Source organism: Kitasatospora sp. NPDC093806, from assembly GCF_040683335.1.
Classification (GTDB): domain Bacteria; phylum Actinomycetota; class Actinomycetes; order Streptomycetales; family Streptomycetaceae; genus Kitasatospora.
The window spans coordinates 93,580-108,685 of record NZ_JBFBDO010000014.1 but is presented as its reverse complement, the minus strand read 5'-3'; the positions used below and the strand labels follow the sequence as shown (position 1 = coordinate 108,685).

The 15,106-nt window shown below is 71.7% G+C and carries 15 protein-coding genes; 10 read left to right on the top strand and 5 right to left on the bottom strand.

Annotated elements, in window-relative coordinates:
- Positions 1-115: 115 nt before the first annotated feature.
- The 8 genes from mshD to pstB all read left to right on the top strand — a co-directional run bounded on the left by mshD (position 116) and on the right by pstB (position 9,801).
- Positions 116-1,102, top strand: coding sequence for a mycothiol synthase (gene mshD / locus AB0N76_RS11045; protein WP_363555514.1), 987 nt, complete (start codon positions 116-118; stop codon positions 1,100-1,102).
- Between the two features lie 331 nt (positions 1,103-1,433).
- The gene (locus AB0N76_RS11040) at positions 1,434-3,611 is read left to right on the top strand and encodes an RNA degradosome polyphosphate kinase (RefSeq protein ID WP_363555512.1); all 2,178 of its coding nucleotides are present in this window, start codon (positions 1,434-1,436) and stop codon (positions 3,609-3,611) included.
- A gap of 191 nt (positions 3,612-3,802) precedes the next feature.
- The gene (locus AB0N76_RS11035; protein WP_363555510.1) at positions 3,803-4,888 is read left to right on the top strand and encodes a CHAD domain-containing protein; all 1,086 of its coding nucleotides are present in this window, start codon (positions 3,803-3,805) and stop codon (positions 4,886-4,888) included.
- Between the two features lie 94 nt (positions 4,889-4,982).
- Complete coding sequence (locus AB0N76_RS11030; RefSeq protein ID WP_363555527.1) at positions 4,983-5,405, top strand: NUDIX hydrolase; 423 nt, start codon at positions 4,983-4,985, stop codon at positions 5,403-5,405.
- 241 nt (positions 5,406-5,646) lie between these two features.
- Positions 5,647-6,783 carry a phosphate ABC transporter substrate-binding protein PstS gene (pstS, locus tag AB0N76_RS11025; protein WP_363555508.1) on the top strand — a complete coding sequence of 379 codons (1,137 nt, stop codon included), beginning with the start codon at positions 5,647-5,649 and terminating at the stop codon, positions 6,781-6,783.
- 148 nt (positions 6,784-6,931) lie between these two features.
- Complete coding sequence (pstC, locus tag AB0N76_RS11020; protein ID WP_363555506.1) at positions 6,932-7,909, top strand: phosphate ABC transporter permease subunit PstC; 978 nt, start codon at positions 6,932-6,934, stop codon at positions 7,907-7,909.
- The gene (gene pstA / locus AB0N76_RS11015; RefSeq protein ID WP_363555504.1) at positions 7,906-8,979 is read left to right on the top strand and encodes a phosphate ABC transporter permease PstA; all 1,074 of its coding nucleotides are present in this window, start codon (positions 7,906-7,908) and stop codon (positions 8,977-8,979) included. The genes pstC and pstA overlap by 4 nt, the downstream gene beginning before the upstream one ends.
- Positions 8,980-9,024: 45 nt before the next feature.
- Positions 9,025-9,801, top strand: coding sequence for a phosphate ABC transporter ATP-binding protein PstB (pstB, locus tag AB0N76_RS11010; protein ID WP_363555502.1), 777 nt, complete (start codon positions 9,025-9,027; stop codon positions 9,799-9,801).
- A 184-nt stretch (positions 9,802-9,985) separates the two neighbouring features.
- On the opposite strand, the gene AB0N76_RS11005 is transcribed toward pstB, so the two are convergent.
- Positions 9,986-10,981, bottom strand: a complete 996-nt coding sequence (locus AB0N76_RS11005; RefSeq protein WP_363555500.1) for an inorganic phosphate transporter — start codon at positions 10,979-10,981, stop codon at positions 9,986-9,988.
- A 5-nt stretch (positions 10,982-10,986) separates the two neighbouring features.
- Positions 10,987-11,607 carry a DUF47 family protein gene (locus AB0N76_RS11000; RefSeq protein ID WP_030312623.1) on the bottom strand — a complete coding sequence of 207 codons (621 nt, stop codon included), beginning with the start codon at positions 11,605-11,607 and terminating at the stop codon, positions 10,987-10,989.
- A 430-nt stretch (positions 11,608-12,037) separates the two neighbouring features.
- Here AB0N76_RS11000 and AB0N76_RS10995 point away from each other — a divergent pair, with 430 nt between their 5' ends.
- The gene (locus AB0N76_RS10995; protein ID WP_363555498.1) at positions 12,038-12,484 is read left to right on the top strand and encodes a metal-sensitive transcriptional regulator; all 447 of its coding nucleotides are present in this window, start codon (positions 12,038-12,040) and stop codon (positions 12,482-12,484) included.
- On the opposite strand, the gene AB0N76_RS10990 is transcribed toward AB0N76_RS10995, so the two are convergent.
- Entirely contained in the window at positions 12,481-12,675 is a 195-nt protein-coding gene (locus AB0N76_RS10990) for a hypothetical protein (protein WP_363555496.1), read from the bottom strand. The two genes, AB0N76_RS10995 and AB0N76_RS10990, sit on opposite strands and share 4 nt — an antisense overlap.
- A gap of 193 nt (positions 12,676-12,868) precedes the next feature.
- Positions 12,869-13,846 carry a hypothetical protein gene (locus tag AB0N76_RS10985; protein ID WP_363555494.1) on the bottom strand — a complete coding sequence of 326 codons (978 nt, stop codon included), beginning with the start codon at positions 13,844-13,846 and terminating at the stop codon, positions 12,869-12,871.
- Positions 13,847-14,012: 166 nt separating this feature from the next.
- Between AB0N76_RS10985 and AB0N76_RS10980 the strand changes: the two genes are divergently transcribed.
- A complete protein-coding gene (locus AB0N76_RS10980; protein WP_363555492.1) occupies positions 14,013-14,204 on the top strand; it encodes a hypothetical protein in 192 nt (63 codons plus the stop codon).
- 41 nt (positions 14,205-14,245) lie between these two features.
- Here the strand turns inward: AB0N76_RS10980 and AB0N76_RS10975 are convergent, their stop codons facing one another.
- On the bottom strand, positions 14,246-14,977 hold the full coding sequence (locus tag AB0N76_RS10975) for a phosphatase PAP2 family protein (RefSeq protein ID WP_363555490.1): 732 nt from the start codon (positions 14,975-14,977) through the stop codon (positions 14,246-14,248).
- Between the last annotated feature and the right edge of the window lie 129 nt (positions 14,978-15,106).

Here is a 15,106-nt window from a genome sequence, read left to right as displayed (position 1 = left end):
TGCAGGGGGGACCCTGTGGGAGAGTAGGACGCCGCCGAACAATCATTCACAAAGAACCCCCATCCGGGATCCGGATGGGGGTTCTTTGCATTTCCCGTTGACGTATCGTCAGGGCATGGACGATGGAACGGCAACAACGGGCGGCGCCACGGTCGTCGCGAGTGCGGTACTGGAGCCGACGCAGCGGGACGCGGCTCTGCGGGTCCTGGCGGAGGCCCAGGAGGTGGACGGTCGGGCCGCCGTCTCCGAGCAGGGGCGTCTGCGACTGCGCTCCGCGGAGGCGGGCCGGCCGGGGGTGACCCACTTCCTGGAGGTGGCGGAGGATGGGGGCGCCACCGTCGGCTACGGTCAGCTGGAGGTCCCCGAGGGCGACGGCGCCAACCCCGCCGCCGAGCTGGTCGTGGCCCCGGAGGCCCGCGGCCGCGGGTTCGGGCGGCCGCTGGTGGACGCCGTGCTCGCCGAGGCGCACCGGGCCGGCCGGGAGTACGTCGACTTCTGGGTGCACGGCGGTCATCCGGCGGCCCGGCACCTGGCTGACGGGTACGGCGCCGAGCTGGTCCGTGAGCTGCGGCAGATGCGTCGGACCGGGCCGCAGACCGAGGCCGTCGCGTTCCCGGCCGGTGTCGAGCTGCGGACCTTCCGGCCGGGGGAGGACGACGCGGAGTGGCTGCGGCTGAACGCGCTCGCCTTCGCGCACCACCCGGAGCAGGGTTCCTGGACGGAGCAGGACCTGGCCGACCGGCTGGCCGAGCCGTGGTTCGACCCGGCCGGCTTCTTCCTCGCCGTCCGGGACGGCAAGGTGGTGGGCTTCCACTGGACGAAGACGCACCCGGCGACCGCGACCGAGCCCGCGCTCGGCGAGGTGTACGTGGTGGGGGTGGACCCGGCGGAGCAGGGGAGCGGGCTCGGCCGGGCGCTGACGGCGGCCGGTCTGCGTCATCTGACGGGGGCGGACGCGGCGGCCGGCGAGCGCGGGCTGGACACGGTACTGCTGTACGTGGACGCGGACAATCCGGCCGCGGTGCGGGTATATGAACGACTGGGATTCACCGTGCACGAGGTGGACCTGATGTACCGGACCCCCTACGCCGGCAAGCCGTAGGGCCGGAAGAGGGCCGTAAGGCCGTAGGCCGGCGGTGGTCGGGTCGGCATAGCGGAGAAGTCGGGGCAGGGGCAACGGGCGCGCACCACCGCCCCGGCCCCGACCGACTCAGCTTTCCTCCTGGCCATGCGGTGTTTACCGTGGATTCAATTGATGCCGCGAAGATCACAGGATGAAGTCCGTAGTGTCTCGCTCGTGCAGCGTCGGCCGACACCTGCCGGCCGGTTCTGTGACGACCGCGCCGGGTGGGTGGGCGTTGGCGCTGGGCGAGGGCGACGGCCCGAAGAGCATTTCGTGCCCGGACGCCGTCCTGCTGGAGGAGCTGGAGCCCATGAGCATCCCCCGCCCCGTCCCTGCCCCGCTGTCCCCGCCCGCCCGGATGTCCAGTGCGCTGGGAATACCGCCCGAGCTGCCGGCCACGGACGAGCAGGATTTCGAGGAACTGCCGCAGGGCCGCTTCCTGGACCGTGAGCGCAGCTGGCTCGCGTTCAACGAGCGGGTACTGGAGCTGGCGGAGGATCCGGGCATCCCGTTGCTGGAGCGGGCCAAGTTCCTGGCGATCTTCGCGAGCAACCTGGACGAGTTCTTCATGGTGCGGGTGGCCGGTCTCAAGCGCCGGATCGCCACCGGGGTCGCCCAGCGCAGCGCGTCCGGCCTGCAGCCGCGCGAGGTGCTGGACCTGATCTGGACCCGGTCGCGCGAGCTGATGGCCCGCCATGCCGCCGCCTTCCAGCAGGAGGTGCTGCCGGACCTCGCGACCGAGGGCATCGAGGTGGTGCGCTGGTCGGAGCTGGCCGAGAAGGAGCAGGCCCGCCTGCACACCCTGTTCCGGCAGAAGATCTTCCCGGTCCTCACGCCGCTGGCGGTGGACCCGGCGCACCCCTTCCCCTACATATCGGGGCTCTCGCTGAACCTGGCGGTCGTCGTGCGCAACCCGGTCTCCGGGCACAAGCACTTCGCCCGGGTGAAGGTGCCGCAGTCGCTCGCCCGCTTCCTGGAGGCCTCGCCGCAGCGGTACGTGCCGCTGGAGGACGTCATGGGGGCGCACCTGGAGGAGCTCTTCCCGGGGATGGAGGTGCTCGCCCACCACGCCTTCCGGGTCACCCGCAACGAGGACCTGGAGGTGGAGGAGGACGACACCGAGAACATCCTCAAGGCCCTGGAGAAGGAGCTCATGCGGCGGCGCTTCGGCCCGCCGGTGCGGCTGGAGGTCGAGGAGTCGATCGACCCCTACATCCTGGACCTGCTGGTGCGGGAGCTGAACATCACCGAGGCGGAGGTCTTCCCGCTGCCCGGTCCGCTCGACCTGACCGGGCTGTTCGGGATCGCCGAGCTGGACCGGCCGGAGCTGAAGTACCCGAAGTTCGTGGCGGGCACCGCGCGCGGGCTGACCGACGTCGAGTCGGCCTCCCAGCCGGACATCTTCGCCGCGATGCGCGAGCGGGACGTGCTGCTGCACCACCCGTACGACAGCTTCTCGACCTCGGTGCAGGCCTTCCTGGAGCAGGCCGCGGCCGATCCGGACGTGCTGGCGATCAAGCAGACGCTGTACCGGACCTCCGGGGACTCGCCGATCGTCGACGCGCTGATCGACGCGGCGGAGTCCGGCAAGCAGGTGCTGGTCCTGGTGGAGATCAAGGCGCGCTTCGACGAGCAGGCCAACATCAAGTGGGCCCGCAAGCTGGAGGAGGCCGGCTGCCACGTGGTCTACGGCCTGGTCGGGCTGAAGACGCACTGCAAGCTGTCGCTGGTGGTCCGGCAGGAGGGTGACACCCTGCGCCGGTACTCGCACGTCGGCACCGGCAACTACCACCCGAAGACGGCCCGGCTGTACGAGGACCTGGGTCTGCTGACCTCGGACCCGCAGGTCGGCGCGGACCTCTCGGACCTCTTCAACCGGCTGTCCGGCTACTCGCGCCGCGAGTCGTACCGGAGACTGCTGACCGCGCCGCGCGGGCTGCGGGACGGGTTGGTGTCGCGGATCCACAACGAGATCGCCAACCACCGGGCCGGCCGTCCGGCGTACGTGAAGCTCAAGGTCAACTCGATCGTCGACGAGGCCGTGATCGACGCGCTGTACCGGGCCTCGCAGGCCGGGGTGCCGGTGGACGTCTGGGTGCGCGGGATCTGCGCGATCCGCCCGGGGGTGGCGGGGCTGAGCGAGAACATCCGGGTGCGCAGCATCCTGGGGCGCTTCCTGGAGCACTCGCGGATCTTCGTCTTCGGCAACAACGGGGATCCGGAGGTGTGGATCGGCAGCGCCGACATGATGCACCGCAATCTGGACCGCCGGATCGAGGCGCTGCTGCGGATCACCGATCCGGCGCACCGGGCCGAGCTGTCCGGGCTGATCGACCTCGGGGTGTCGGACGAGACGGAGTCCTGGCACCTGGGGGCGGACGGGGCCTGGACCCGGCACGCCCAGGACGCCGACGGCCGGCAGCTGCGGCACGTCCAGGACCTGCTCATCGACTCGCGTCAGCGTCGTCGGGCCGCCACCGCCCGATGACCGCCGGTCGCCGCCACGACCCCGCTGACGCCGGAAGCCGGGCCGGACGCCGCCGCCGGAGAACGACGACGTGACGTTGCCAGACGCGACCGCGCGACCCACCGACGCGAGCCGCTGAGCGGTAGGGACCCGCTGAGCGGTCGGCCACCAGCCCCGGGGACGGCCCCGGGGGAACGGGGATCTACCTAGCCATGACCGATGCGCCGATGACGGCCCAGGCGGCCTCCACCGCGACCGCCGGGGACATCCTCTCCAGCCAGCTCACCGCCCTGGCGGGTGCGTTCCTGCGCGCCCTGCCGCTGGCGGTGGGCGAGGTCGGCGCGAGACCGGGTGCGTCGGTGGCGCCGAGCGGGGGGACGGCGGACCTGCTGCGGGCGGTGCGGCGGGTCAGCGGGCTGCTGCACACCTTCGGGGCGGTGTTCGAACCGGGCTGGACGCAGGAGTCGCGCACGGAGCTGGGCTGGCTGCTGAACCTGCTGGCGCTGGAGCCGGGGTACGTGCGGCGGTCGGCCCGGCTGCTGGGCGCCCTGGACGGGCTGAGCGGCAGCGAGGCGGACGGGCCGGGCATGCTGGCCGGTCACGCGGGGGCGCCGAAGGCGCGGGCACTGCTGGACCGGCAGCTGACCCTGGCCCGGACCAGGGCACACTCGACGGTGCTGCAGGAGTTGCGGTCGGCGCGGCTGCACGCGCTGGCGGACCGGATGACGCTGCTGGTGGCGGAGGCGCCGCTGGCGGCGGAGGCGGACGGCCGGGCGGCGGCGGTGCTGGTGCCGCAGGCCTCGGCGGCGTTCGCGGCGCTGGTGGCGAGCGCCCAGCAGTTGCCGTTGCAGCGGGCGGCGACGCCGTACGGCGGGGACGGGCTGCGCCGGCTGGGGGCGGTGCCGAGTGCGCGGGGCGCGCTGGACGCGGACGCGGCGCTGGCGGCGGACGACGCGCCGTGGCACCGGACCCGGGTGCTGGTGAAGCGGGCCCGGTACGCGCTGGAGGTGTGCGGGCGGCCGTCGGCGGCGCTGGACGAGCTGGACCGGGTGCTGCTGCGGCACCAGGAGGCCTCGGAGGCGGCGGTGACGGCGGCGACGGCGGCGCGCACGCCGCGGATCACGCCGGCGACGGCGTACGTGCTGGGGGTGGTGCACGCCGACCAGCGGCTGGAGGTGGAGGCGGCGCGGTACGCCTTCGGGCACCGGTGGCCGGAGCTGCCCTCGGGGGTGGAGGCCTGGCTGGAGCTGCCGTCGGCCGAGGGCTGGGGGCCGGCGGCGGAATCGCGGACGGCCTGAGGTGGGCGGCAGACCGCGGACCCCGGATCGGGCGGCGGCCGCGGTGCACCGCTCGTCCGTGGGCCGCCGGCCGGTGGTGCTGGCGGCCGGGGCGGTGCTCTGGCTGCCCGGCCGGGTGAAGAAGAGCGGCCGGCTGGGGCGGCCGCGGATCGCGGTGATCCACCGGCCGAAGTACGACGACTGGAGCCTGCCGAAGGGGAAGCTGCACCCGGGCGAGGGCCTGGTCGAGGCGGCGCTGCGCGAGGTGCGCGAGGAGACCGGGTTCTCCTGCGTGCTGGGGGCGGAGCTGCCGACCCAGCACTACCTGGCGCAGGGCCGGCCGAAGGAGGTCCGGTACTGGGCGGCGGTGCCGGCGGCGGGGGAGTTCCGGCCGAACCGGGAGGTGGACCGGTTGGAGTGGCTGCCGGCCGGCAAGGCGCGGGCGCGGCTCTCCCACGAGCAGGACCGGCGGCTGGTGGACGCGCTGCTGGAGCAGCTGGGGGCGCGGCCGGTCCGGTTGCCGGGTGCGGGCTCGTGAAGGAACAGTGGAAGTGATCTCCCCGCGCCCGTGCCGTGACGCAACCGTTACTACCTGACGTAGTTTCCTGCCATCCGTTCGAGGTTCACTCGCCGTTCACTTCCGACCGGCTGACGCGTCACCTACCCGGCTTAACTTCGGTACCACCGGAGGGCCGAACGGGCCCCGGACCCCAGCAAAGCCCGCGTTCCGCCGTGTCCCGCACGGCCGCGCCGGGCAATGCCACAGAAAGGGACACCCAGTGAAGCTCCAGCGGAACGGCCGCTCCAAGGCCCTCGCCATCGGTGCCATGGCGCTCGTCAGCTCGCTGTCGCTCGCCGCCTGCGGTTCGGACGAGAACAACACCACCAGCGCGTCCGGCACCAGCGGCTCCGCCTCCGCCGCCCCGGCGATCGACTGCGGCCCGAAGCCGGCCCCCCTGGTTGCCGCGGGCTCCACGGCCCAGGGCAACGCGATCGACATCCTGAAGAACAACTTCGGCGCGGCGTGCAAGGAAGCCACCATCAACTACGGTGGCGGCGGCTCGGGTGCCGGTGTCCAGCAGTTCAACCAGGGCAAGATCCAGTTCGCCGGCTCGGACTCGGCCCTGAAGCCGGCCGAGGTCGACGCCAGCAAGGCCGTCTGCACCGGTGGCCAGGGCATCAACCTGCCGGTCGTCGCGGGCCTGATCTCGATCGTCTACAACGTCGAGGGCGTCGACAACCTGGTCCTGGACGGCCCGACCATCGCGAAGATCTTCGACTCGCAGATCACCAAGTGGAACGACCCGGCGATCGCCCAGCTGAACCCGGGTGCGAAGCTGCCGGACGCCGACATCCAGGCCTTCCACCGCACGGACGACTCCGGCACCACCGAGAACCTCACCAAGTACCTCGCCAAGACCTCGGGCGGCGCCTGGTCCTACCCGGCCGGCAAGGCCTGGGCGGGCAAGGGCGGCCAGGGCGCCAGCGGCTCGGCCGGTGTCTCGGCCCAGGTGAAGCAGGTCAAGAACTCGGTCAGCTACGCCGAGCTGTCGTTCGCCCAGACCAACAACCTGAAGAGCGCCGCGATCAACACCGGTGCCGCCAAGCCGGTCGAGGCCACCGCCGTCAACGCCGCCAACACCTTCGCCAAGGCGAAGATCGCGGGCACCGGCAGCGACCTGGCGCTGACCCTCGACTACGCGACCAAGGACGAGGGCTCCTACCCGCTGGTCCTGGTCACCTACGAGATCGTCTGCGACAAGGGCAACAAGGCCGAGACGCTCGACTCGCTCAAGGCCTTCCTGACCTACGCCATCAGCGACGCCGGCCAGAAGGCGATCGGCGACGCGGGCTACGTCCCGCTGCCGAAGGAGCTGACCGGCAAGGTCACCGACGCGGTCAAGGCCCTCGCCTGATCCGGTAGTACCTCCGCTGGGGCGGCCCCGTGAACGAGGGGGGCCGGGGCCGTCCCCAGCGGTTCGTTCCGACGAACGCACCACGTCCGGGGCACCGCCGCCATGGTGCCGCCCCCTCGGGGCAGCGCCACCAGACCGGAGTAGACCAATGACTTCACACACCCCTGCCGCCCCGCCCGGCAGGGAACGCCGCCGGCGTGACAGCCGGGTCGGCGACAAGATCTTCATGAACCTGTCCCGCGGGTCGGGCATCCTGCTGCTGGTGGTCATGGCCGCCATCGCGGGCTTCCTGGCCTGGCGCTCGGGCATCGCCCTGAGCAAGAACGAGGGCAACTTCCTCACCACCTTCGAGTGGAAGCCGGACGACCCGAAGCCGGTCTTCGGCATCGCGGTCCTGGTGTTCGGCACCATCGTCAGCGCGACGATCGCGATGGTGATCGCCGTCCCGGTGGCGATCGGGATCGCGCTGTTCATCTCGCACTACGCGCCGCGCCGGATCGCCCAGACCTTCGCCTACCTGGTGGACCTGCTGGCGGCCGTGCCCAGCATCATCTACGGCCTGTGGGGGGCGCTCTTCCTGGTGCCGCACCTGGAGGGCCTGACCAGCTGGATGGACACCTACCTGGGCTGGACGTACGTCTTCGACCAGTCCCGGACCGCCACGCCGCGCAACCTGTTCACCGTCGGCATCCTGCTGGCGATCATGATCCTCCCGATCATCACCGCGGTCAGCCGTGAGGTCTTCCGGCAGGTGCCGCGGATGCACGAGGAGGCCGCGCTGGCGCTCGGCGCGACCCGCTGGGAGATGATCCGCACCGCGGTGCTGCCGTTCGGCCGCCCCGGCATCATCTCGGCCTCGATGCTCGGCCTCGGCCGCGCGCTCGGCGAGACCATCGCGGTCGCCGTGGTGCTCTCCTCCAGCAACGTCCTCTCGCTGCACCTGCTCGACCCGGTGGGCGGCACCTTCGCGCAGAACATCGCGCTGAAGTTCAGCGAGGCCCAGCCCTTCGGCCGGGACGCGCTGATGGCCTCCGGCCTCGTCCTGTTCGTGATCACCCTGCTGGTGAACGGTGCCGCGCGGCTGATCGTCGCCCGCCGCAAGGAGTACTCGGGGGCCAACGCATGAGCTCGCTCACTTCGGCCCCCGCGGACGCCCGTCCGGTCGGCCGCCCGCTGACCGCGAACCGGCTGCCCAAGTGGACCCCGCCCGCGGTGGCCGCCGGCGCCGTCGTCCTCGGCTGCGGCATCGGCGCGGTCGGCGGCCTGGAGAGCAAGCTCCAGTGGGGCCTGATCTCCGCGGTCCTCTTCGTGGTCATCAGCTACGTGCTCTCGGCCCAGGTCGAGGGCCGCCGGCAGGCCAAGGACCGGCTCGCCACCTCGGTGGTCTGGGTCGCCTTCATCCTGGCCGTCATCCCGCTGCTCTCGCTCACCGTCTACACCGTCCAGCAGGGCATCAAGGTGGTGGACGGCAACTTCCTGTCGCACTCCATGCGCGGCGTCCGGCAGTCGGGCCCCGGCGGTGGCATCTACCACGCGCTGATCGGCACCCTGCAGCAGGTCGGACTGGCCACCCTGATGGCCGCCCCGATCGGTCTGCTGACCGCCGTCTACCTGGTCGAGTACGGCCGCGGCAAGCTCGCCAAGGCGGTCACCTTCTTCGTCGACGTCATGACGGGCGTCCCGTCGATCGTCGCCGGTCTGTTCGTCCTGTCCGTCTGGAACCTCGCCCTCGGCTTCAACTACTCCGGCTTCTCGGGCAGCCTCGCGCTGGCCATCCTGATGCTGCCGGTCGTGGTCCGCTCCACCGAGGAGATGCTCAAGCTGGTCCCGAACGAGCTGCGCGAGGCGTCGTACGCGCTCGGCGTGCCGAAGTGGAAGACGATCCTGCGGATCGTCGTGCCCACCGCCATCGGCGGCATCACCACCGGTGTGATGCTCGCGGTCGCCCGCATCACGGGTGAGACCGCCCCGGTGATGCTGCTGGTCTTCGGCGCGGACTACATCAACAGCAGTCCGTTCGACGGGCCGCAGCAGTCGCTGCCGATGTACATCTGGCAGCAGTACAACCAGGTGGCCAACCAGTACGGCTACGCCCGGGCCTGGGGTGCCGCGCTCGTGCTGATCGCCTTCGTGATGGGGCTCAACCTCATCGCCCGGGGCATCGCCCGCTGGCGTTCGCCCAAGGCCGGGCACTGAGCGACCGACTGACGTACGACGAAGACTGAGAGAAGACGAACGATCATGGCCAAGCGCATCGACGTCAGCGGACTGTCCGCCTACTACGGCTCCACCAAGGCCATCGAGGACATCTCGATGGCGATCGAACCCCGCTCGGTGACCGCCTTCATCGGCCCCTCCGGCTGCGGCAAGTCCACCTTCCTGCGCACCCTCAACCGGATGCACGAGGTGATCCCCGGCGCCCGCGTCGAGGGCAAGGTGCTCCTGGACGACGAGAACCTGTACGCCTCCAACGTCGACCCGGTCGCCGTCCGCCGCTCGGTCGGCATGGTCTTCCAGCGGCCGAACCCGTTCCCGACCATGTCGATCTACGACAACGTGGTCGCCGGGCTGAAGCTCTCGGGCGTCCGCAAGAAGTCCGTGCTGGACGGCGTGGTGGAGAAGTCGCTCCAGGGCGCCAACCTCTGGAACGAGGTCAAGGACCGGCTGAACAAGCCGGGCGCCGGCCTCTCCGGCGGTCAGCAGCAGCGCCTCTGCATCGCCCGCGCCATCGCGGTCGAGCCGCAGGTCCTGCTGATGGACGAGCCCTGCTCCGCCCTCGACCCGATCTCCACCCTCGCCATCGAGGACCTGATCGGCGAGCTGAAGTCCCAGTTCACCATCGTCATCGTGACGCACAACATGCAGCAGGCGGCCCGCGTCAGCGACCGCACCGCCTTCTTCAACCTGGCCGGCGTCGGCCAGCCGGGCAAGCTGATCGAGCTCGACGACACCCAGCGGATCTTCTCCAACCCGTCCGTGCAGGCGACCGAGGACTACATCTCCGGCCGCTTCGGCTAGACCGCCAGGTCCTCCGTCACGAGCCGAAGGGCGCGCCGGTACCGGGTGAGAGCGCCCGGAGGCGAGTGACGAGTCACAGACTGCTCCGTGGTGCTGCATGGCGGTGCCGCCGCGGAGCATGAAAAAGGGCCCGCCCCCCGAGATGTGGGGGGCGGGCCCTGTCACGTCCGGACGATCCGGGCGGTCAGCCCCAGAACAGGTGGACGAACCAGTACACCAGCGCCGCGACGAGGGCGGCCGCCGGCATCGTGATGAACCAGCCGAGCACGATGTTCTTCGCGACGCCCCAGCGGACCGCGCGGATCCGCTTGGTGGCCCCCGCGCCCATGATCGCCGAGGTGATCACGTGGGTGGTGGAGATCGGCGCCTTGAAGACGAACGACGTGATGTACATGACGGTCGCGGCGGTGGCCTCGGCGGCGAAGCCCTGCGGCGGGTCCAGCTCGATGATCTTGCGGCCGAGGGTCCGCATGATCCGCCAGCCGCCCGCGTAGGTGCCCAGCGAGAGCATGGTGGCGCAGGAGATCTTCACCCAGACCGGGATGGCCTCGGTGGTCTGGTGGCCCGAGATGGTGAGTGCCATCACCACGATGCCCATGGTCTTCTGGGCGTCCTGCAGACCGTGCGCGAGGGCCATGGCGGCGGCCGAGGCGGTCTGCGCGACCCGGAAGTTGCGCTTGGCGCGGTGCGGGTTGGCCCGCCGGAAGAGCCAGAGGATCGCCAGCATCACCAGGAAGCCGCCGAACAGGCCGACCACCGGCGAGACGATCATCGGAATGACGATCTTCTCGATGACGCCGCTCCAGATCACCTCGGTGCCGCCGGCCAGCGCCGCGCCCACCATGCCGCCGAACAGGGCGTGCGAGGAGGAGGACGGCAGGCCGAAGTACCAGGTGATCAGGTTCCAGGCGATCGCGCCGACCAGGGCGGCGAACAGGATCGCCATGCCCTGGTTGCCGGTCGGGGTCTCGATGATGCCCTTGGAGACGGTGTGTGCCACCCCGCTGCCCAGGAAGGCGCCCGCCAGGTTCATCACCGCGGCCATCGCCAGCGCCGCCCGGGGCGTCAGCGCCCGGGTGGAGACCGAGGTGGCGATCGCGTTCGCCGAGTCGTGGAAGCCGTTGGTGTAGGTGAAGAAGAACGCAACGCCGACGACGGCGATGAGTGCTGCCATGTCCACGAGGGTCAGGACTCCTTGACCGCGATGGTCTCCACCGTGTTGGCCACGTGCTCGAAGGCGTCCGCGGCCTGCTCGAGGACGTCCACGACCTGCTTGAGCTTGAGCACCTCGATGGCCTCGTACTGGCCGGAGAACAGGTGGGCGAGCAGCTTGCGGTGGATCTGGTCGGCCTGGTTCTCCAGCCGGTTGACCTCGATCCAGTACTCGGTGAGGTTGGACATGCTGCGCAGGTTCGGCATCGCCTCGGCGGTGAGCTCGGCGGCCCGGGCGAGCACCTCGATCTGCTGCTCGATGCCCTTGGGGAGGGTCTGGATGTCGTAGAGGACGACCAGGTCGACGGCCTCCTCCATGAAGTCCATGATGTCGTCCAGCGACGACGCGAGGTTGTAGATGTCCTCGCGGTCGAAGGGCGTGATGAAGGACGAGTTCAGCTGGTGGAAGATCGCATGGGTGGTGTCGTCTCCGGCGTGCTCGGCGGCGCGCATGCGCTCGACGATCTCCGCGCGGGCCGACACGTCTGATCCCAGCAGTTCCAGCAGGAGCTTCGAGCCCACGACCAGGTTCTCCGCGGCGGCGGCGAACATGTCGTAGAAACTCGTCTCCTTCGGGGTCAGGCTAAAACGCACGGAAATCTCCGATGTGCGGGGTAGGGGACTGAACGATGCTAGGTGCAACCAAGCGCGATCGCGCAAACGGGGTGCTCGAAGAGGAGCCGGAACCTCCCCTTCCGTTCGGCCGCCGCAACAGCGGACCCGGGCCGCACTCCAGGTGCGGGTGTGAGCCCCCAGTCTGACGGAACCTCGCCCGGATTGCCCCTGCCGTGCGGAGGGAACGGCGGGGTGTTCCCCGGACGGGGGAACCGCGGCCGGTGCGCACCCGCCGCCCGCGCCGCCGCCCGGCCGACGTTCGGCCGACGGTCGGCCGCCGCCGGCCCGGTGCCCGGCACACCGCGGCGGAGGAACGCCGGAGGAACGGCGGAGGAACACCACGACCGGCCCCGGTGTTGGACACTGGAGGCCGACGCAGCCACCCAGGCACTCAGACGAAGGCGGGCCGATGACCACCACGCAAGCGCGCACCGAGCCGGAGCAGGCGCCCGGGGCGGAACCGCACGGCGAGCAGGCGGGCCACCAGGACGCCCACGACACCGCCGCGGGCTCCGGGGCCCAGGGCACCGAGGCCGCCCAGGCCACCAAGGGCGGGCACCACGGCGGGCACGGGGCGCCCGGGTACAGCGCGCAGAAGGACGCCCACCTCAAGCGGCTGCGCCGGATCGAGGGGCAGATCCGCGGTCTCCAGCGGATGGTCGACGAGGACGTCTACTGCATCGACGTGCTCACCCAGGTCTCGGCCGGCACCAAGGCCCTGCAGTCCTTCGCGCTCTCGCTGCTGGAGGAGCACCTGCGGCACTGCGTCGCCGCGGCCGCCGAGGAGGGCGGGGCCGAGCTGGACGCCAAGGTCGCCGAGGCCACCGCGGCGATCGCCCGGCTGCTGCGCAGCTAGCCGTCCCCTTCCCGGGCCGGTCCGGCGGAGGAACCGCCGTCGGGCCGGTCGAGCAGCACCTCGTCGATCCGCTCGGTCGGCAACCGGTCCCCGCTGCTGGCCGTGGCGGCGATCATCAGCTCACCGGCCAGCTCGATCTCGTCGAGGGCCGCGTCGTCGTGGCCGCCGCTGCGGCCGTCCGTGGACGACATCACCTGCACCACCCCTTCAGCGCCTCGCCAGCCCGGGCGGCAGCCACCCGACGTCCAGCCTAGGCACTTCGGAGCCCGCCCACATGGCACGGACGGGCCATCTCGGCGCCGCCGAAACGGGTGGGCCCGGCGGCTCCCGGGCCCACCCGGATCGGCGGCGTCCCCCTGCCTCCGCGCCGGCCGCGCGGGCGTCCTACTTCGGGCTCTCCTTCGGGCTCTCCTTGGCATCCTTCGGAGCGTCCTTCGGAGCATCCTTCGGGGCGTCCGTGGGCTTCATCGCGAAGATGTCGGCGGCCGGCGGCTCGGCCGCCTCCACCGGCTTGCCGAAGTCGGTCAGCGAGGTGGTCGACACCACCTTGACCTGGTCCTTCGCCTCCTTGGAACCGGCCACCCCGGCGAAGGTGAAGACCTCGACCACCTTGTGCAGCCGGCCCTGCTCGTCCAGCCAGACGTCGTACGGGATCTCCTTGACCGTGAAGGTCTGCGCCCCCATCCGCAGTCCGTCCCCGCCCCGGCCGCCGGTGGCGTCGGCCGCCTTGGCGAGGTCCAGGGTGCCGCGGAAGTGCTTCAGGGCCACCCCGCCGACCGTCTCGGGGCCCACCAGCTCGGCCTTCTGGGCGCCGCGCAGCGCCCCCGCGGCGGCGGCCGGGTCGGTGGCCCCGCCGCTGACCAGGTTGCCGTCCGGCAGCTGGCGGACGTCCAGCTTGACCCACTTGCCCTCGGGCACCTTGGCGCCGCTGTTCTGCAGGTAGACGGTGCCGGGCAGGAGCACCTCGACGATCTTGCCGGTGGTCGCCGCGCCCGGCGGGACCTGCACCTCCAGCCGGCCGATCCGCTTCACGTAGTCGTAGCCGCCGGTGCCGGTGAAGACGGCCTTCTTCTCGGCGGACTCGGTCACCAGCTCGGTGGCGGCGTGCGCCGAACCCGTCCGCCCGGTGATGTCGGCGGCGCTGCGGACCGCCGTCAGCGGGTCGGCGGCGAGCCGGTCGGGCGCGCCGCCGGCCTGCTGGTCGGCCGAGTCGCCGCCGACGCCGTCGGTGCCGGACGGCGAGCAGCCGGCCAGTCCGGCCGCCCCGGCCAGGACGGCGGCGAGCAGGGCGGCACCGGCCGCCGGACCCGGGCGACGCCCCGTCCGACCGCTCCGCCGACCGGTGCGCTGCTGGTCGGTCATCTTCATCCTCGCGACAACCCCCTCGGGCCCGACTGCCCCGCCGGCCACCACCAGCGGGTGGGCAGAGCTCTTTCCGGGCAAACGAGTTGAGGCGTGAACGGTTACGCGATACCCGGCGCGTACCGGGCGTCGCGCGCCGGGGGTCCGGCGCGTTACGGTGAAGCACGTGCACAGTGAGCTGCCGGCCGTGACCGGCACCGCCCGGATGCCCGAGCACCGTGTCGCGATCAGCGAACGCGGTTCCTTCTCCTTCGCGACCTGCAGCTGCGGCTGGTTCGCCCCGGCCCGCCGCTCCCGCGACCTCGCCCGCCGGGAGGCGGCGGACCACGTCGCCGCCAACGGCGGGGAGTCGGGGTAGCACCCGGACGGCGTGCCCGCCGGGCCGGGGCGTGACAGGCCCTAGGCGGCCAGGTCGGACTCGGGCGGTTGTTCGTCGGCCCGGACGGTGCCGCGCGGGCCGGCCGCGCCGCGTCGCCGTCCGCCCGGACGCCTGCCGCCGCCCTGCCCGCCGCCCTGTTCGGCGCGGACCAGCGGGGCCAGCGCCGTCCGGCCGACCGCGTGGCAGAGCGGGACGAGCACGGCCATCGCGATCGGCGCCAGCAGCAGCACCACGGCGGTGGCGAGTGCGAAGCCGCCGATCACGTCGGTGGGGTAGTGGACGCCCACGTACATCCGGCAGAAGCCCTGCAACAGCGCCAGACCGCCGGCGATCCAGCCGAGCCGTCGGTTCACCAGGAACAGCGCGACCGCGATGCCCATCGACATCGCGGAGTGGTCGCTGACGAAGGAGTAGGTGCCGGCCTTGCCCTCGACCAGCACCTCCAGGTCGGGATGGTCCACGAAGGGGCGGGGACGGTCCACGATCGCCGAGATCGGCAGGTTGGCCAGCTCGGCGATGGCGACCGAGAGCGGGGCCCAGAGCAGTCCGGCGACCGCCACCGGGGCGTCCGGGCGCCGTCTGGCCTGGAGCCAGCCGACCAGGCCCAGCAGCGCCAGGCCGAGCAGGATGCCGTACTCGCCGATCCAGGAGATCAGCTGGTCCAGCCAGGCCGGGGCGTGCTTGGCCAGGCCGTTGACGGCGTAGAGCAGGCCGAGATCGGGGTTGGTCGTGTCGGCAAGCGGCGTCGACACGCCGCACCTCCTTCTGGTCCGCAGCACCTGGTCGTTCGGGTCGTTCCGGCCGTGGTCCGCGCGGTGCCGCCCAGCTCAGGGCGGTTGACACGGGGCCAACGGACACAACGTCATAACCGGTGTACAGCG